Source organism: Streptomyces sp. LX-29, assembly GCF_029541745.1.
Lineage (GTDB): Bacteria > Actinomycetota > Actinomycetes > Streptomycetales > Streptomycetaceae > Streptomyces.
The window spans coordinates 7,799,704-7,819,416 of sequence record NZ_CP089746.1; the positions used below are offsets into that span (position 1 = coordinate 7,799,704).

The following is a 19,713-nucleotide window of genomic DNA, read 5'->3' on the forward strand; positions in this document are numbered from 1 at the left end:
ACGTTCACTCGGCCGGCAGGTGCCGGGCCAGCCATGGGGTGTCCGCGTTGGTCCGCATGGCCTCGGCCTCGGCCGCCTCAGCCTCGGCCGCGGCCGCCGCGTCGCCTTCGGTCGCGGCGCGGGCCGCCACGGCGGCCCGCATCGCCGCCTCCGCGACGGCCTCGGCCTCCACCACGGCCTGGCGGCTGTGCTGGACGACGGCCTCCGCGATCTCGGCGGCCTTCGCCGCGGCTTCGGCATGGGCGACCGCGGCGGCGGTCGCCGCCGGTCCGGCCTGGGCACCGGCGGCGGCCGCCACCGCCGCCGCCTCGGCCGCGCGGGCTGCGGCCGCCGCCGCGGCGCCGGCCGACTCCGCCCGGCCGGCGTCGGCGGCCGCGTCCCTGGCGGTCGCGGCCGCGTCCTTCGCGTCCTCGGCGGCCGCCGTCAGCGCCACCGCCGCCCGCCCCACGGCGCTGTCCGTGCTGTCCGCACTGTCAGGGCTATTCTCGGGTGCGCCCATCGCGCTGATCACCGCCGCGCCGGCCGCCGCCTTGGCTAACTCCTCGGCGGCCGCCCGCGTGGCGGAGGCGACGGCCTCCGCCCGCCTGGCGGCGCTCAGCGCCCGCCGCACGGAGATATCCCGGTCCTTTTCTGCCGCTTCCTGACTGACACTTGTCATCCACAACTCATTTCTTGATGGATTCCATGAGCGCGCGCAGGGTACCCCGGGCCGCTCGGCTTCCGGTGGAATCCTTGAAGCCCCTGTTTCCGGGTTTTCAGGGGGTTCCTCGGCACTCTTCGCTCTGCGAGGGTCGGCGCCATGACGCATACAGAGGGAAAGACCGCACTGGTGACCGGGGCGTCACGGGGAATCGGCAGGGCCATCGCCCGGCGGCTGGCCGCGGACGGCGTGCGGGTGGCCGTGCACTACGGGCAGCGTAAGGAGGACGCCGAGGAAACCGTGGCGGCGATCGAGAACGCCGGCGGAAGCGCGTTCCCCGTGCGGGCGGACCTGGCGACCGACGGCGCCCTCGACACGCTCTTCGCCGAACTCGAAGCCGGACTCGCCGGCCGGACCCTCGACATCCTGGTGAACAACGTCGGGGTGTACGCCGATCCGGACGACCCGGCCGCCATGGCGCGGGACGACTACGTGGCCGGTATCTCCGAGGTCACCCCCGAGGAGTTCGACCGGATCTTCACCGTGAACGTGCGGGCCGCCTTCTTCGTCACCCAGCGGGCCCTGCGGCTCATGGGTGAGGGAGGACGCATCGTCAACATCTCCTCCGCCGTCACCCGGATCGCCTGGCCCCTGCTTCCCTACGCGATGAGCAAGGGAGCGCTGGAGATGATGGCGCCCCGACTCGCCAACGAACTCGGCTCCCGGGGCATCACCGTGAACACCGTCGCCCCCGGCATCACCGACGACACCCAGGTCAACTCCTGGCTACACGACATGCCCGGGGCGGTGGAGGGGGTGGCCGGCATGACCGCTCTGCGCCGGCTCGGCCGGCCCGCCGACATCGCCGCCGCCGTCTCCTTCCTCGTCTCGGACGAGGCGCGCTGGGTCACCGGACAGCTCCTCGACGCCTCCGGCGGCCTGGCCCTGGCCCCCACCCCGCCGGGCATGTAGCGGCGGCCGTCACGGGTGTCCCGGCAGCGGCAGGAGCGGCGACGGCGAGGCCGGTCACGACCCGGCGGCGCCGGCGGAGGCGGGCCGTGCGTGCGATCAGTGACGGCCGGGGGAGGGAGGCCGTCGCCCCTCCGGCGACGGCGTAGCCGGCCCGCTCGCCCCCGTCAGGACGGCGGGTCCAGCCGGGCCACGACGCCACGCAGCCACGGCGCGAACCGGCTCACCAGGCGGACGAAATGGCCCTCCGGCGTCAGGACCACGACCGGGGGGTTCCGATCCACCGCGCGCAGTACCGCCGTGGCGACCTTCTCCGGCGGATAGGTACGTCGCGCGAACGTCCGCACGGCCCGCTTCCGCAGCCGCTCCTGCTCCGCCTCGGAGGCCCCCGCGAAGTGCATCGCCGCCGTGAAGGACGTGCTCACGAACCCCGGACACACCACGCTGACGCCGACTGAGAACTCGACGAGCTCCGCCCGGAGGCATTCACTGAGCATCACCACGGCGGCCTTGCTGGTGGCGTACGCCGGGACCGTGCGGGTCGGCTGGAAGGCCGCCGCCGAGGCGACCGTCACGATGTGCCCGCCCCGCCCCCGGTCCGCCATCTGGCGGCCGAAGAGCCGGCAGCCGTGGATGACGCCCCACAGATTGGTGTTCAGCGTGCGCCGCCAGTCCTCGACGGACGTGTCGAGGAAGCGGCCGGACATGCCCACCCCCGCGTTGTTCACCAGGATGTCGACCACCCCGTAGACGTCGGCGACGTGCTCGGCGAACCGCTCCATGGCGGCGCCGTCGGAGACGTCGACCAGCTCCGCCCAGGCATCGGGCGCACCCAGCGCCTTCGCCAGGTCCGCGCTGGTCGAGGCGGTGACCGCGTTACGGTCCGCGCAGATCACCCTCGCCCCGGCCGCGGCGAACGCGCCGACCGTCGCCCGTCCTATCCCGCTGCCCGCGCCGGTGACCAGCACCAGGCGGTCGCCGAGCCCTCTCGCACGCCGGGACGATTCCATGATTTCCGCCTTTCGAGAACACGACAGAAGGCTTTGTGAAGAGCGCTGGAAGGCTTCACCGTTTATCGCGGATGACCGCCGGCCTGCGCCCTAGTCAGGGGTGCCTAGGGGGTGCTTCGGAAATGGGCGAATCCCTATACTCGCACGGCGTCCTGACCATCCCTGAATGAGAGAAATTCAGCCACGTCTCAAGGAATGTATGGGGGCTGCCGGCAATGGCCAACGAGGAAAAGCTGCGCGACTATCTCAAGCGGGTGACCTCCGACCTTATCCACGTTCGCCGTCGGCTGGAAGAGATCGAATCCGGGGCCGAGCGGGAACCCATCGCCGTGGTGGGGATGGCGTGTCGGTTCCCGGGCGGGGTGGGGTCCCCGGCCGAGTTCTGGGAGTTGCTGGCGGCAGGCGGGGACGCCGTCTCCGGATTCCCGATGGACCGGGGCTGGGACATGGCGGCGCTGCACGACCCCGACCCGGACCGGGGGCGGTCGGGGACCACGTACACCCGGCAGGGTGGGTTTCTGTATGACGCGGCGGAGTTCGATGCGGGGTTCTTCGGGATCTCGCCGCGTGAGGCGTTGGCGATGGATCCGCAGCAGCGGTTGTTGTTGGAGACGTCGTGGGAGGCGTTGGAGGGCGCGGGGCTGGATCCGGCCGGGCTGCGCGGCAGCCGCACCGGCGTCTTCGCCGGAATGATGCACCACGACTACGCCGCGCGGCTGCTCGACGTCCCCGAGGGGCTCGAAGGCTTCCTGGGCAACGGCAACGCCGGCAGCGTGCTCTCCGGCCGTGTCGCCTACAGCTTCGGTTTCGAGGGGCCGGCGGTGACGGTGGACACGGCGTGTTCGTCGTCGTTGGTGGCGTTGCATCTGGCGTGTCAGTCGTTGCGGTCGGGGGAGTGCTCGCTGGCGTTGGCGGGTGGGGTGACGGTGATGTCCACGCCCGGGGTGTTCGTGGAGTTCTCCCGGCAGCGCGGGCTCGCGCCCGACGGCCGGTGCAAGCCCTACGCCGCCGGGGCCGACGGCGTCGGCTGGTCGGAAGGCGTCGGCATGCTGGTGGTCGAGCGGCTGGTGGACGCGCGGCGGTTGGGGCATCGGGTCCTGGCGGTGGTGCGGGGGAGTGCGGTCAATCAGGACGGTGCGAGTAATGGTCTGACGGCGCCGAACGGTCCGTCGCAGCAGCGGGTGATCCGGCAGGCGTTGGCGAACGCGGGTGTGGTGGCTGCCGAGGTGGATGTGGTGGAGGGGCACGGGACGGGGACGAGGCTGGGTGATCCGATCGAGGCGCAGGCGATTCTGGCGACCTATGGGCAGGGTCGTTCGGCGGAGAGCCCGTTGTGGTTGGGGTCGGTGAAGTCGAACATCGGGCATACGCAGGCGGCGGCGGGGGTCGCCGGTGTGATCAAGGTGGTGTTGGCGCTTGGGCATGGGGTGTTGCCACGGAGTCTGCATGTCGACGAGCCGACGCCGCATGTCGACTGGTCGACGGGTGAGGTGCGGCTGCTGAGCGAGTCGGTCGCCTGGCCCGGTGCCGAGCGGCCGCGCCGGGCCGGTGTCTCGTCGTTCGGTGTCAGCGGCACCAACGCCCACGTCATCATCGAACAGCCCCCCGAAGAGGTCGCTCACGAGGCCGCTCACGCGGACGACGACCCCCCGGAGGCCGAAACGCCGTCTCCCGTGGTGCCGTTCCTGCTCTCCGCACGCTCGGAGGGGGCGCTGCGCGGACAGGCCCGCCGGCTGCGGGAGTTCCTCACCGACCACCGCGACCTGCCCGCCATCGCCCGCGCCCTCGCCACCGAGCGGTCCACGTTCGAACGCCGGGCCGTGGTCGTCGCCGAGGACCACGACGGACTCGAGCGCGCCCTGGACGCCCTCGCCGCCGGCACCCCTGCTCCCGAACTCGTGGAGAGCCAGGCCGAGCCCGGACCCGAAGCGCCCGCCGTGGCGGTCCTCTTCACCGGCCAGGGGGCGCAGCGCATCGGCATGGGACGCGAGCTGTACCCGGCGTTCCCCGCCTTCGCCGACGCCTTCGACGCCGTGTGCGCCGAGTACGCCAGGGTGGACGGCCCCGACGTACGGAAGCTCCTCCTCGCGGACGACACGTCCGCTCTCGACGCCGTCGCCTCCGAGGAGTGCGCGCGCACCGAACTCGCCCAGCCCGCGCTCTTCGCGCTCGAAGTCGCGCTGTACCGGCTGGTGGAGAGCTGCGGGATCACCCCCCGGTATCTGCTCGGGCACTCCGTGGGAGAGCTGGCCGCCGCACATGTGGCGGGTGTGCTCTCGCTGGCGGACGCGGCGCGCCTGGTGGTGGCCCGCGGCCGGCTGATGCAGGCGCTCCCCGAGGGTGGGGCGATGGTCGCGGTCGAGGCGTCGGAGGACGAGGCTCGGCTGCTGCTGGCGGAGGCCGATCCGGCCGATGAAGCCGGCCGTCCGCTGAGCGTCAGGGTGGGGCTGGCCGCGGTGAACGGCCCCCGTTCGGTGGTGCTGTCCGGAGACGAGGACCTCGTGCTGGCGCTGGCCGGACGCTGCGAGGAACGCGGTCGCCGCACCCGACGGCTGCGGGTCAGCCATGCCTTCCACTCGCCCCGCATGGACGCGATGCTCGAGGACTTCCACCAGGTCGCGGCCTCCGTGACGTACCACCCGCCGCGCATCCCGGTCGTCTCGAACGTGACCGGCGCCCCGCTGCCCGCCGAGGAGTTCCGCACTCCGGAGTACTGGGTGCGCCACGCTCGCGCGACGGTGCGTTTCGGTGACGGCATGGCGTGGCTGCGCTCCCAGGGGGTGCGTACCTTCCTGGAGCTCGGGCCGGACGGAACGCTGTGCGGCATGGGGCAGGCCGCTCTCGCCGCCGCGGACGCGCCGGAGTCGGCCGAGGAGGGAGGCCCGGCCGGCGGAGAGACGGTTGCGGGAGCGCGGACCGGGGAGGCGACGGCCCCGGGTGGGACGGTCGTGGCGGGGGCGGCCCCGGGCGGGACGGTCGTGGTGGGGTCGGCCTCGGGTGTGGCGGCCCCGGGCGGGATGGCCGAAGAGGGGGCTTCGGAAGCCGAGGATGTCGTCCTGGTGCCGGTCCTGCGCCCCGACCGTGCCGAGTCCCGGGCCTTCGTCACCGCCCTCGCGCGGCTCTTCGTCTCGGGGGTGCCGGTCGACTGGGCGGCGGCCATGGGGTGGGTCGTGCCCGGAGTGCGGGGGAGCGTGCCCCTGCCGACGTACGCCTTCGAGCGGGAGCGGTACTGGCTGGACGCCGGCAGGGGGCACGGGACCGGCGCGTCGGCCGCGGGTGCGAGCGGCGCCGAGGGGCCGCTGTGGGAGGCGGTGGAGCGCGGCGATGTGTCCCGCGTGAGCGCCCTGCTCGGGGTGGACGAGGGAGCCTCCTTGGACACCCTGGTGCCCGCGCTGGGCTCCTGGTGGCAGGGGTGTCGAGACCGTGGCGTGGTGGACCGGTGGCGCTACCGCGAGGTGTGGCGGCCGATAGGCGCCGGAGGCACCGGAGTGCTGACGGGGCGTTGGCTGGTGCTGATCGCGGACGGGGCGGACGGAGGGCCGGTCGTCGCCGGGCTGGAGCGTGCCGGGGCGCGGGTGACGGCCGTGCCCCTGCTGGAGACGCCCGCCGACCGCGCGGCCCTGGCCGAGCGGCTGACCGCCGGACCGGACCTGTCGAGCCCCGACGGCGGGCTCGGCGGGGTGCTGGTGCTGCTCGGCGAGGCCCCGGCCCCCGGGGTGCTCCTTCTGACCACGGCTCAGGCGCTGGCCGATCTCGACATCACGGCCCGACTCTGGTGCGTCACCAGCGGCGCCGTCTCGGTGGGCGCGGGGGACGAGCCGGTGTCGCCGGGGTCCGCCCACGCCTGGGGTCTGGGCCGGGTGGTCGGCCTGGAGGCCCCGGAGGCATGGGGCGGGCTGGTGGACCTCCCCGCGGACCCGGCCGCACGCGCGGTACGGGGCCTGGTGGCGGCGCTCGGTGGAGGCGAGCGGGAGTCCGCGGTGCGCGCGTCCGGAGTCTACGTACGCCGTCTGGAGCGCGCCCCACTGGGCGAGGCGCCGCCCGGGCACCCATGGCGACCGCGCGGCACCGTGCTGATCACCGGTGGTACGGGCGGGCTCGGGGCGCACGTGGCCCGGTGGCTGGCGGGTCGCGGCCCCGTCCATCTGCTGCTGCTGAGTCGGCGCGGCGCGGCCGCCGACGGGGTCGACACGCTCCGGGAGGAACTGACCGGGTTGGGTGCGACGGTGACCGTGACGGCCTGCGACGTGGCCGACCGCGCCGCGCTGGCGCAGGCCCTGGCCGGCGTCCCCGAGGACACCCCGCTGACCGCCGTGGTGCACGCGGCCGGCGCTCTGGACGACGGCGTGGTGGCCACGCTCACCCCCGAGCGGCTGGAGGCGGCGCGGCGGGCCAAGGCCGTCGGGGCCTGGCACCTGCACGAGCTGACGCGTGACGCCGACCTGTCGGCCTTCGTGGCGTTCTCCTCGGCGGCCGCCACCTTCGGCTCGGTGGGCCAGGGCGGCTACGCCGCGGCCAACACCGAACTGGAGGCGCTGATCCGGCATCGGCGCGCCCTGGGACTGCCCGGCCTCGCCGTGGCGTGGGGCGCCTGGGCCGGGCGCGGCATGGCGGACGCGGCCGTCGGCACCGACACCGACACTGGCACTGGCACCAACACCGGCACTGGCACCGACACCGGCACCGACACCAGCACCGACGCGGACCGCCTGCGCCGCCGCGGCATGGCGGCCATGGACCCCCGGCTGGCGCTGGAGGCGCTGAGCCGTGCGCTGGACCACGACGAGACCTGTGTGACCGTCGCGGACATCGACTGGCGGGCCTTCGTCGAGCACGCGTCCGCCGCCGGCCCCGACCCGCTGATCGGCGGCATCCCCGAGGCGCGGGCGGCCTGGGAGGCCGCGGGGGCCGGCTCGGGCGAGCCCGCCGGGTCGCTACGGGGGCGGCTGGCCGGGCTGGAACCGGCCGCGCAGCGGCGCGCGCTGGTGGAGCTGGTCCGCGCCCAGGTCGCCGCCGTCCTCGGCCATGGCACGGCCGCCGCGGTCCCGCCCGAGCGGGCCTTCCGGGAGTTGGGCTTCGATTCGCTGACCGCCGTGGAGCTGCGCAACCGGCTGAACCTCACGACCGGGCTGCGGCTGCCCGCCACCGCGGTGTTCGACCACCCCCACCCCACCGCGCTCGCCCACCACGCGTGGGAACGGCTCTTCGGCGCCGCCCCGGCCGCCGCCGCGCCCCCGACCGCCGAGCACCGGCCGGCGGTGACGGACGAGCCGATCGCCGTGGTGGGGATGGCGTGTCGGTTCCCGGGCGGGGTGGGGTCCCCGGCCGAGTTCTGGGAGTTGCTGGCGGCGGGCGGGGACGCCATCGCGGGTCTCCCCGTCGACCGCGGCTGGGACGTCGAAGCGCTCTACGACCCGGACCCCGAACGGCCCGGCACCACGTACACCCGGCAGGGTGGGTTTCTGTATGACGCGGCGGAGTTCGATGCGGGGTTCTTCGGGATCTCGCCGCGTGAGGCGTTGGCGATGGATCCGCAGCAGCGGTTGTTGTTGGAGACGTCGTGGGAGGCGTTGGAGGGCGCGGGGCTGGATCCGGCCGGGCTGCGCGGCAGCCGCACCGGCGTCTTCGCCGGAATGATGCACCACGACTACGCCGCGCGGCTGCTCGACGTCCCCGAGGGGCTCGAAGGCTTCCTGGGCAACGGCAACGCCGGCAGCGTGCTCTCCGGCCGTGTCGCCTACAGCTTCGGTTTCGAGGGGCCGGCGGTGACGGTGGACACGGCGTGTTCGTCGTCGTTGGTGGCGTTGCATCTGGCGTGTCAGTCGTTGCGGTCGGGGGAGTGCTCGCTGGCGTTGGCGGGTGGGGTGACGGTGATGTCCACGCCCGGGGTGTTCGTGGAGTTCTCCCGGCAGCGCGGGCTCGCGCCCGACGGCCGGTGCAAGCCCTACGCCGCCGGGGCCGACGGCGTCGGCTGGTCGGAAGGCGTCGGCATGCTGGTGGTCGAGCGGCTGGTGGACGCGCGGCGGTTGGGGCATCGGGTCCTGGCGGTGGTGCGGGGGAGTGCGGTCAATCAGGACGGTGCGAGTAATGGTCTGACGGCGCCGAACGGTCCGTCGCAGCAGCGGGTGATCCGGCAGGCGTTGGCGAACGCGGGTGTGGTGGCTGCCGAGGTGGATGTGGTGGAGGGGCACGGGACGGGGACGAGGCTGGGTGATCCGATCGAGGCGCAGGCGATTCTGGCGACCTATGGGCAGGGTCGTTCGGCGGAGAGCCCGTTGTGGTTGGGGTCGGTGAAGTCGAACATCGGGCATACGCAGGCGGCGGCGGGGGTCGCCGGTGTGATCAAGGTGGTGTTGGCGCTTGGGCATGGGGTGTTGCCACGGAGTCTGCATGTCGACGAGCCGACGCCGCATGTCGACTGGTCGACGGGTGAGGTGCGGCTGCTGAGCGAGTCGGTCGCCTGGCCCGGTGCCGAGCGGCCACGCCGGGCCGGTGTCTCGTCGTTCGGTGTCAGCGGCACCAACGCCCACGTCATCATCGAACAGCCCCCCGAAGAGGTCGCTCACGAGGCCGCTCACGCGGACGACGACCCCCCGGAGGCCGAAACGCCGTCTCCCGTGGTGCCGTTCGTGCTCTCCGCACGCTCGGAGGGGGCGCTGCGCGGACAGGCCCGGCGGCTGCGGGAGTTCCTCACCGACCACCGCGACCTGCCCGCCATCGCCCGCGCCCTCGCCACCGAGCGGTCCACGTTCGAACGCCGGGCCGTGGTCGTCGCCGAGGACCACGACGGACTCGAGCGCGCCCTGGACGCCCTCGCCGCCGGTACCCCGGCCGCGGGGCTGGTCGAAGGGGACTCGCCGGCACCCGCCCAGGGTCGGGTCGCGATGCTCTTCGGGGGCCAGGGCACCCAGTGGGACGGCATGGCCGCGCGGCTCCTGGACACCGCACCGGCCTTCGCCGAGGAGATGGCGGCCTGCGCCGAGGCCCTCGCACCCCATGTGGACTGGTCCCTCGTCGACGTGCTGCGCGGCGCACCGGACGCCCCGCCGCTCGACCGCGTCGACGTCGTCCAGCCGGTGCTCTTCGCCGTCATGGTGTCGCTGGCCGCGCTCTGGCGGTCCTACGGGGTACGGCCCGACGCGGTGGCCGGTCACTCCCAGGGCGAGATCGCCGCCGCGTACGTCGCCGGCGCGCTGTCGCTGGAGGACGCAGCGCGGATCGCCGCGCTGCGCAGCCGGGCGCTGGCCACACTGGCCGGGCAGGGCGCGATGCTCTCCGTCGGCATGCCCGCCCCCGAACTGGAGCCGCGCCTGGCGCCGTGGGGCGAGCGGCTGTCCCTCGCGGCCGTCAACGGCGCGGGCTCCGCGGTGGTCTCCGGAACCCCGGAGGCCGTCGACGCCCTGCTGGCCGAGCTGTCCGCGCGGGACGTGCCGGTCCGTAGGCTCAAGGTGGACTGGGCCTCGCACTCCCCGCAGGTCGAGGCCATCCGCGAGCGCCTGCTCGACCTGCTCGCCCCGATCCGCCCGCGGACCGGAGACGTGCCGCTGTACTCCACCGTCAGCGGCGAACGACTGGACGGCAGCACGCTCGACGCCGAGTACTGGTACCGCAATCTGCGCCAGGTGGTGCGGTTCCAAGACGCCACCCGCGCACTCGTCGCCGACGGCCACACGGTGTTCATCGAGGCCGGACCGCACCCGGCCGTCGCGGTGGGGGTCCAGGAGACGCTGGACGACCTGGGCGCCGCCGACGCCGTGGTGCTCGGCACGCTGCGCCGCGGCGAGGGAGGGATGAGCCGCTTCCTGACCTCCGTGGCACGGTACTTCGTCGCCGGCGGCCGGGTCGACTGGTCCCCGGCCGTGGGCCGGCGGGCGCGCGGCCGCGACGGCGTGCCCCTTCCGACGTACGCGTTCGAACGGAAGCGGTACTGGCTGGAGCGCCGGCCCGACGCGGCGGCGGACACCGCTCCCGGCCGGGGCGTCCACGACGGCCCGCTGTGGGCCGCGGTGCGACGCGGCGACGTGGCGGGCGTGGGTGCGCTCCTCGGCGTCGACGCGGGCGCCCCGCTGAGCGCGCTGGTTCCCGCCCTGGAGGAGTGGCGCCGGCGGAGCCACGACCGCGAGGTGATCGACAACTGGCGCTATCGCGAGGTCTGGCGGCCGACCGACGGCCTCCCCACCGGGACGCACCGCGGCGGCTGGCTGGTGGTGGAGGCAGGAGAGGCGCCGCCCGCCGTCGCCGAGGGGCTGGAGCGTGCCGGGGTGAGGCTGGCCCGGGCACGGCTCGACGACGACGGCGCGGACCCCGCGGCCCTGGCGGAGCGGCTGGCGGCCGGGCTGGGACCCGAACCGGATGTCGAACGGGTGCTGCTGGCGGTCGGTGACGGAAAGGTCGCCGCCCTGCTGCCACGGCTCACCGAGGCGCTCACACGGCTGCCGGTGGACGCCCCGCTGTGGTGTCTGACCAGCGGAGCCGTCTGCGTCGGCGGCGACGAACCGGTGTCGCCGGGGCTCGGCCGGGTGTGGGGCGCGGGCCGCCGGGCCGCGCTGGAGACGCCGGAGGTCTGGGGCGGCCTGGTCGACGTGCCGGCCGCGCTGGACCGCAGGGCCGTCGCGCGGTTGATCGGCGTGGTGCGCGGCACCGAGCCGGAATGCGCCGTCCGTACGGCGGGTGTCTTCGTACGCCGCCTGGTGCGGGCCCCCTTGGGCGGGGCGGCCCCGGAGCGACCGTGGCGGCCGCGCGGCACCGTCCTCGTCACCGGCGGCGCCGACGGCTTGGGCGCCCACACCGCCCGCTGGCTCGCCGCGCGCGGTGCCGAGCACCTCCTCCTCGTCGACACCCGCGGCACCGGGCCCGGGGCCACCGACGAACTCCTCGACGAACTGGCCGGGACGGGAGCCCGGGTGACCGCCGTGACCTGTGCCACCATCGACCGCGAGGTGCTGTCGGCACTGGTGGCTGGCGTTCCCGCGGCGTATCCGCTGCGCGCCGTCGTGCACACGGCCACGACGCCCGAAGACGGCGGCGCCGCGACGGCACGCCAGCTGCACGAACTGACCCGAGGTGCCGACCTCGACGCCTTCGTCCTCTTCACCTCGGTCGCCCCGCTGCTCGGCGCCGCGGGCGACAGCGGACACGCCGAAGCGGAGGCGCTGGTGCGCCACCGGCGCGGGCTGGGCCTGCCGGGCCTCTCGGTGGCGTGGGGCGCCTGGGGCGCCTGGGACGACGTTCCCGGCGGTTTCTGCGACGACGCCGGCCTCGACCGCGCTCGCCCCGTCGACGACGCTCGACCCGTCGACGACACCCGGCCCGTCGACGGCGCCCCGACGGCAGGAGATCCGGCGGACGACGGTGACACGCCGGGACGAGCCACCGTACGTGACGACGGCCGTGACCCCGCCGACCTCGCGGATCCGGCCGACACCGCCGCCGAGTCCGTCGAGTCCGGGGAAATCGTAGAGTCCGTCGCGTCTGCCAAGTCTGCCGAAACCGTCGAGTCCGTCGGGTCGGCCGACTCCGTCGAAAAGGCCGGCGCGGCGGCGGGCGTCGAGGCGGCGCCGCGGTCGCGGCGCCACGCCCTGCCGCCCATGAGCCCCCGCCTGGCCCTGGAGGCGCTGGCGCAGGCCCTGGACCACGGGGAGACGTGTCTGACCGTGGCCGACATCGACTGGCGACGCCTGGCGGAGACGGCGACCGGGGGCCTCGCCCCCCTCGTCGGCGAGATCCCCGAGGCGCGGGCGGCCTGGGAGGCCGCCGGCGGCGGTGCCGACGCGCCCGGCGGACCGCTCCGCGGGCGGCTCGCCGGGCTGGAACCGGCCGAGCGGCGGAAGGCGTTGGTGGAGCTGGTCCGCACGCACGCGGCCGCCGTCCTCGGCCACGACACCGCCACGGCGGTGCCACCCGAGCGGGCCTTCCGCGACCTGGGCTTCGACTCGCTGACCGCCGTGGAACTACGCAACCGGCTGAACGGCGCCACCGGACTGACGCTGCCCGCCACCGTCGTCTTCGACTACCCCAACCCCGCCGTACTCGCCGGGCGCGTCCGGCGGCTGCTGTTCGCCGAGGACGCCGCGGACGCCGAGGACGCCGCGGACGCCGCGGCCGACGCCGCCGCGCCGAGGATCCGCGAGACGGTGGGGGCGGACGAGCCGATCGCCGTCGTCGGCATGGCCTGCCGCTTCCCCGGCGGGGTCCGGTCCGCCGAGGAGTTCTGGGAACTACTGACCGCGGGGCGGGACGCGATCGCCGACTTCCCCGTCGACCGGGGCTGGAACCTGGAGTCGCTCTACGACCCGGACCCGGACCGCCCCGGCACCTCGTACGCGCGCCAGGGAGGCTTCCTCCACGACGCGGCGGACTTCGACGCCGGGTTCTTCGGGATCAGCCCGCGGGAGGCCCTGGCCATGGACCCGCAGCAGCGGCTGCTCCTGGAGACGTCCTGGGAGGCGCTGGAGCGGGCCGGCATCGACCCCGGGTCGCTGCGCGGCAGCCGCACCGGAGTCTTCGCCGGGCTCGCCCTCCAGGACTACACGGAGGTGGTGCGGCAGGGCGGACAGGAGCTCGAAGGCTACGCACTGACCGGCGTCTCGGGCAGTGTGCTCTCCGGCCGCCTCGCCTACACCTTCGGGTTCGAAGGACCCGCCGTGACGGTGGACACGGCCTGCTCGTCGTCGCTGGTGGCGTTGCACCTCGCCGGCCAGTCGCTGCGGTCGGGGGAGTGCTCGCTGGCCCTGGCGGGCGGCGCGACGGTGATGTCCACACCGGCCGCGTTCGTGGAGTTCTCCCGACAGCGCGGACTCGCCGCCGACGGCCGGTGCAAGGCGTACGCGGCCGGGGCCGACGGCGTCGGCTGGTCCGAGGGCGTGGGCGTCCTCCTGCTGGAGCGCCTCTCCGACGCGCGACGCCTGGGCCACCGGGTGCTCGCCGTGGTCCGCGGCAGCGCGGTGAACCAGGACGGGGCGAGCAACGGGCTCACCGCGCCCAACGGCCCCGCTCAGCAACGGGTGATCCGCCAGGCGCTGACCAACTCCGGCGTCACCGCCGCCGAGATCGACGCGGTGGAGGGGCACGGCACCGGGACCACGCTCGGCGACCCGATCGAGGCGCAGGCGATCCTCGCCACCTACGGACAGGGCCGTGCGGCGGACAGCCCGCTGTGGCTGGGCTCGGTGAAGTCCAACATCGGGCACACCCAGGCGGCGGCCGGAGTCGCCGGCGTGATCAAGATGGTGCTTGCCCTCCGCCACGAGCTGTTGCCGCGGAGCCTGTACGCCGCCGACCCCTCACCCCACGTGGACTGGTCCACCGGCCGGGTCCGGCTGCTCGACGAGCCCGTCCCCTGGCCGCGGAACGGGCACCCGCGGCGCGCGGGCGTCTCCTCCTTCGGCGTCAGCGGCACCAACGCCCACGTCATCCTCGAACAGGCCCCCGAAGAGCCGACCGTGGGCTTCGGGGAGGCCCCCGAGCGGGGCCGGGCGCCCGAAGAGCCGATCGGGGCCTCGGTGGAGTCGACCGTGGGCTCCGGGGCGTCGACCGTGGCCTCCACGGAGACGACCGTGGGGGCCGAACGTCCGACCGCGGTGCCGCCCCCGCTGGTCCCGTGTGAGGTCTCCGCCCGCTCCGCGAGCGCGCTGCGCGGGCAGGCACGCAGGCTGCGAGAGCTGGTCGCCGGCGACCAGCCCCTGGAACTCGTGGACGTCGCACGGGCCCTGGTCACCGAACGCTCCGCCTTCGAACGCCGTGCCGTGATCCTCGCCGAGGACCGCGAGGCGCTGGTCCGCGGCCTGGACGCCCTGGCCGAGGGCGCCCCGGCCCCCGATCTGGTCGAAGGAGACGGGCCCGCCACCCCCGAGGGCGCTTGCGCGCTGCTCTTCGCGGGCCAGGGAACCCAGCGCGCCGGCATGGGCCGCGAACTGTACGCCGCGTTCCCGGCATACGCCCGGGCGCTGGACGCCGTGCTCGCCGCCCTGGACGACCACCTGGACCGACCGCTGCGCCCGTTGATCCTCGCCGCGTCCGGCACCGAGGAGGCCGGCCTCCTGGACCACACCCGCTACACCCAACCGGCGTTGTTCGCCGTCGAAGTGGCGCTCTTCCGGCTGCTGGAGTCCTTCGGCGTCCGCCCTGACTTCCTCATCGGCCACTCCATCGGCGAACTGGCCGCCGCCCACGCGGCCGGCGTGTTCAGCCTGCCGGACGTCGCCCGCCTGGTGGCGGCCCGCGGCCGGCTCATGCAGGAGCTGCCGCCCGGCGGGGCGATGCTGGCCGTGCGCGCCACCGAGGACGAGGTCGCGGCCGCCCTCACCGGACGCGAGGCGCTGGTCTCCGTCGCGGCGGTCAACGCACCGGAGTCGGTCGTCGTCTCGGGCGAGGCGGGCGCGGTCGACGAGCTGGCCGCCGAGTTCACCGCGCGCGGCCGCAGGACCCGGCGGCTGCGCGTCGGCCATGCCTTCCACTCTCCGCTGATGGAGCCGATGCTGGACGAGTTCCGCCGCGTCGCCACCACGGTGAGCTACGCGGAGCCGGCCGTCGGCGTCGTCTCCAACGTCACGGGTCGGCTCGCCCGCCCCGGAGAGCTGACGCACCCGGACTACTGGGTGCGGCACGTCCGCCAGGCGGTGCGGTTCGGCGACGGAGTGGCCTGGCTGCGCGACCGCGGCGTCCGCACCTTTGTGGAGCTGGGCCCGGACGGCACGCTCTCGGCTCTCGTACGGGAGTGCCCGAAGCCGACGGCGGAGCCCCGGCCCATCGGCGGCTCAACGGTCTCGGCGGTCCCGGGGGTCCCAGCGGTCTCGGGGGTCCCGGCGGTCCCGGGGGTCCCGGAGCGGGACGGGGCCGTGACGGCACCGGCGCCGGACGAGACCACGGTGGCAGCAGCGCGGCACGAGAACGTGGCGGCAGCCGTGCGGGACGAGAACGTGGCGGCAGCCGCGTGGGACGAGGTGGTGGTGGCGCCGGTACTGCGCCCGGAGCGGCCCGAGGCGCACAGCCTGCTCTCCGCCGTCGCCCGCGTCCACCTCGGGGGCGTCGCCGTCGACTGGCCGGCCGTCATCGGCCCCGCCGCCGCGGGGTCCGCCGGCCGGCGGGTCGAGCTTCCGACATACGCCTTCGACCACCGCCGCTACTGGCCGCGGGCCCGACACGCCGTGACCGACCTGGCGGCCGCCGGCCTCGGCGCGGCCGACCACCCCCTCCTGGGTTCCGCCGTGGAGCTGGCCGGGACCCAGGACCTGCTCTTCACCGGCCGGCTCTCGCTGCGCACCCACTCCTGGCTGGCCGACCACGCCGTCTTCGACACCGTGCTGCTGCCCGGTACCGCCATCCTGGAGCTGGCCGTCCGCGCGGGCGACGAGGTCGGCTACGGCACCCTGGACGAACTCGCCCTCCAGGTCCCGCTGGTGCTGCCCGAGCGCGGCGCGGTCGTCGTACAGCTCCTCCTCGGCGCCCCCGACGCCGCCGGCCGACGCTCCTTCACCCTCTCCTCGCACCCCGACGACGGGGCCCCGTCGGCGGCGGAGAAGCCCTGGACCTGCCATGCCACCGGCGTGTTGGCCCGCGGCGCCGACACGCCCGACCGTGGCACGCCCGACCGCGACGCCCCCGAACCCGAACCGTCCACCACCCCGGACGCGTCCTGGCCGCCGCCGGAGGCCGAACCCGTCGACCTGACCACCTGGTACGCCGACCTGGCCGGCGTGGGTCTCGGCTACGGCCCGGCGTTCCAGGGGCTGCGGGCGGCCTGGCGGCGCGGGGACGAGTTCTTCGCCGAGGTCGCCCTGGACGAGGAACGCGCGGCGGACGCCGCACGCTACGCCCTCCACCCGGCGCTGCTCGACGCGGCGCTGCACCCGGTGGTCCTCGGACTGGACAGCGGCGCCGTCGGCGGCCCGGAAGGCCGCGGCTGGCTCCCGTTCTCGTGGAACGGGGTGACGGTCGGCGCCGCGGGCGCCTCGTCGCTGCGGGTCCGGCTGACTCCGGCCGGACCGGAGACGATCGCCCTGCGGGCCACCGACGCCACCGGCCGGATGGTGGCCGAGGCGCGGTCGTTGGTCTTCCGGCCGGTCACCGCGGAGCAGCTTCGCGGCGCCGCCACCGCCCATCACGAGGCGCTGTTCCGCCTGGACTGGTCGCCGCCGGCCGCCTGGCCCCCCGCGCCCGGCGCCGCGGGATCGGTGGCGGACACCCGCTGGGCGGTGGTCGGCCCTCGGCCGCCGTGCCTGGGCGACGCCCTGGACACGGCCGGGGCCGCCTGCCGGGTCTACCCCGACCCGGCCGCGCTCGGCGCGGCCCTCGCCGCCGGTCACCCGGTACCGGATGTCGTGGTGGTCTCCTGCCGCGTGTCCGACGCCGACCGCGGCGATCCCCTCGACCACCCCGACTGCCTGGACCACCCCGACCGCCTGGACCACCCCGACCGCGTTGACCACCTCGATCACCTGGCCCCCCTCGACCACCCCGGCTGCTTGGACGGCGCGCCCCGCACCACGGCGTCCGCGCTGCGCGAGGCGTCCACGAGTGTGCTCGGCCTGCTGCAGTGGTGGCTCGACGACGACCGCCTCGCGGACTCCCGGCTGGCCGTCGTCACGCGGGGAGCGGTCGCCGCGACGGCGGAAGACGACGTGCCCGACCTGACCCACGCCGCCGTATGGGGGCTGGTGCGCTCGGCGCAGAGCGAACACCCCGGCCGGTTCCTGCTGGCCGACACCGACGACACGGACGCCTCGGGGCGAACCCTCCCGGAAGCCCTGCTGTCCGGGGAGCCGCAGTTCGCCCTACGTGAGGGCGTCCCGCACCGGCCCCGTATGGCGCGTGTGCCCGTCACCGCGCCGGACGCGGGACCCCAGGACCACGAGGGGCCCCGGGACCGCCAAGACCGCCAGGACCGCCAGGACCGCCACGACGGTCAGGCCGCCGAGAACCGCCAGGGCTCTCAGGACTGCCAGGAGTCGGCGGTCGACGCGGATCCCGGCCGGGCCGGGGCCCGCGCGCCCCGCCCCTGGGACCCCGACGGCACGGTGCTGATCACCGGCGGCACCGGCGTCCTCGGGCGGCTGGTGGCCCGGCACCTGGTGACGGCCCACGGCGTACGGCACCTGATGCTGACCGGTCGCCGCGGACCGGACGGCGACGGAGTCCCCGAACTCCTGGCCGAGCTGGCCCGGCTGGGCGCCGAGGCCACCGTCCACGCCTGCGACATGACGGACCGTGCCGCGGTCGCGGCCCTGCTGGACGGCGTCCCCACCGGGCGCCCGCTCCGTGCGGTGATCCACATGGCGGGCGTGGTCGACGACGGCGTCCTCACCTCGCTGACGCCGGAGCGCATGGACGCGGTGCTGGGAGCGAAGGCGGTCGGCGCACTCCACCTGCACGACCTCACCAGCGGCGGCGAGCTCGACGCCTTCGTCGTCTTCTCCTCGGCCGCCGCCAGCTTCGGCAGCCCCGGCCAGGGCAACTACACCGCCGCCAACGCCTTCCTCGACGCGCTCGCCCGCCACCGGCGCGCCCGGGGCCTGCCGGGCCAGTCGCTCGCCTGGGGACTGTGGGCACAGGACAGCGGCATGACCGGTCACCTCGGCGTCACCGACCGCGCCCGCATGGCCCGCGGCGGACTGGCCCCCCTCGGCGTCGACCAGGGACTGGCCCTGCTCGACACCGCACGCACCGTCGACGAGGCGGTGCTGCTGGCCACCCCCCTGGACTTCCGGGCCCTGCACGCGCAGGCCGCGGCCGGCGGACTGCCACCCCTCCTGCACGGTCTGGTCAGGACGCCCACCCGGCGCGCGGCCGCCGAGGCCATCGCCCCCGACGCGCCCGCCGCGCTGCGCCAGCGGCTGGCCGGCCTGCCCGGTGCCGCCCGTACCGAGGTGCTCCTCGAACTGGTCCGCGTCCACGCCGCCACGGTCCTGGGCCATGGCACCGCCGACACGGTCGACGCCGCGGGCGAGTTCCGAGAGCTGGGATTCGACTCCCTCACCGCGGTGGAGCTGCGCAACCGGCTCAGCGCGGTCACCGGCCTCCGCCTCGCCACCACCCTGGTCTTCGACCATCCCAGCCCCGCGGAGCTGGCCCGGCACCTGGCGGAGCAGCTGGCCGTCGAGCCCGACGCCGCCGCGGAGGAGCCGGCCCGACCGCGCTCCCACGGCCCCCGGCACCGGGACGGAGGCGCCGAAGCGACCGTCGAGTCCCTGTTCTGGACGGGGCACGACACCGGCCGCATCCACGAGGCCGTACAACTCCTCTCGGCGGCCTCCGTCTTCCGGCCCGCCTTCGACGCCGGCTCGGCCGACGCGGTCGCCCCGCGGTTCGTGCGGCTCGCCCAGGCCGCGACGGGCGACGGCGACGACACCCCGTCCGCGGGCGCGCCGACGCCGCCCATGCTCATCTGCCTCCCCACCGTGGCCGCGATCTCCAGCGCCTACCAGTACGCGCGGTTCGCCGCCGCGCTCCAGGGACTGCGCGACGTCTGGTACGCGCCCGCGCCGGGCTTCCTCGTCGGCGAGCCGCTGCCGGCCGACGTCGACGCCGTGACCGGCATGTTCGCCGACGCCGTGCTGCGCTTCACCGACGGCGCCCCCTTCGCCCTCGCCGGTCACTCCGCGGGCGGCTGGCTCACCTGGTGTGTCACCAGCCGGCTGGAGCGCGACGGAGTCTTCCCCACGGCTGCGGTGGCCCTGGACGCCTATCTGCCCGACGAGGGGATCGCTCCCGTCGCCTCCGCGCTGACCAGCGAGATCTTCGACCGGGTCACCGAGTTCGTCGACGTGGACCACACCCGGCTCACCGCGATGGGCGGCTACTTCCGCATCTTCTCCGGCTGGACCCCGCCCCGCATCGACACCCCCGCGCTCTTCCTGAGGGGGAGGGACGGGGCACAGCAGCCGCCGGCCTGGGGCACGCCCCACACGGTCGAGGACATCGCCGGTGACCACTTCACCATGCTGGAGGGGCACGCGGAGGCCACCGCCCGATACGTCCACCGATGGCTGGAGGAGATCGCCGCCGGCCGCTGACGCCCCCACGGCCGACCCCCCCCACCCCGCCGGCGGACCATCCCCCCGCCCCCCTCCCCGGCGGGCCGGCCACCCCATGAGGAGC

At 75.2% G+C, this 19,713-nt stretch carries 3 protein-coding genes and 1 pseudogene; 2 read left to right on the forward strand and 2 right to left on the reverse strand.

The annotated features are described in order from the left end of the window. Positions 1-4 precede the first annotated feature (4 nt). Positions 5-658, reverse strand: a complete 654-nt coding sequence (locus LRS74_RS32110) for a hypothetical protein (RefSeq protein ID WP_277744303.1) — start codon at positions 656-658, stop codon at positions 5-7. Between the two features lie 141 nt (positions 659-799). Here LRS74_RS32110 and LRS74_RS32115 point away from each other — a divergent pair, with 141 nt between their 5' ends. Beyond that, positions 800-1,612, forward strand: a complete 813-nt coding sequence (locus LRS74_RS32115) for an SDR family oxidoreductase (RefSeq protein ID WP_277744304.1) — start codon at positions 800-802, stop codon at positions 1,610-1,612. 164 nt (positions 1,613-1,776) lie between these two features. Here the strand turns inward: LRS74_RS32115 and LRS74_RS32120 are convergent. Beyond that, a pseudogene (locus LRS74_RS32120) lies at positions 1,777-2,601 on the reverse strand (SDR family NAD(P)-dependent oxidoreductase); the annotation flags it as partial. 233 nt (positions 2,602-2,834) lie between these two features. Between LRS74_RS32120 and LRS74_RS32125 the strand changes: the two are divergent. Beyond that, on the forward strand, positions 2,835-19,628 hold the full coding sequence (locus LRS74_RS32125) for a type I polyketide synthase (protein ID WP_277744305.1): 16,794 nt from the start codon (positions 2,835-2,837) through the stop codon (positions 19,626-19,628). Positions 19,629-19,713: the final 85 nt, after the last annotated feature.

Bases quoted from the DNA above. Each gene is read 5' to 3' on its own strand.
- LRS74_RS32110 (WP_277744303.1), bottom strand. From the start codon at position 658: ATGACAAGTGTCAGTCAGGAAGCGGCAGAAAAGGACCGGGATATCTCC.
- LRS74_RS32115 (WP_277744304.1), top strand. From the start codon at position 800: ATGACGCATACAGAGGGAAAGACCGCACTGGTGACCGGGGCGTCACGG.
- LRS74_RS32125 (WP_277744305.1), top strand. From the start codon at position 2,835: ATGGCCAACGAGGAAAAGCTGCGCGACTATCTCAAGCGGGTGACCTCC.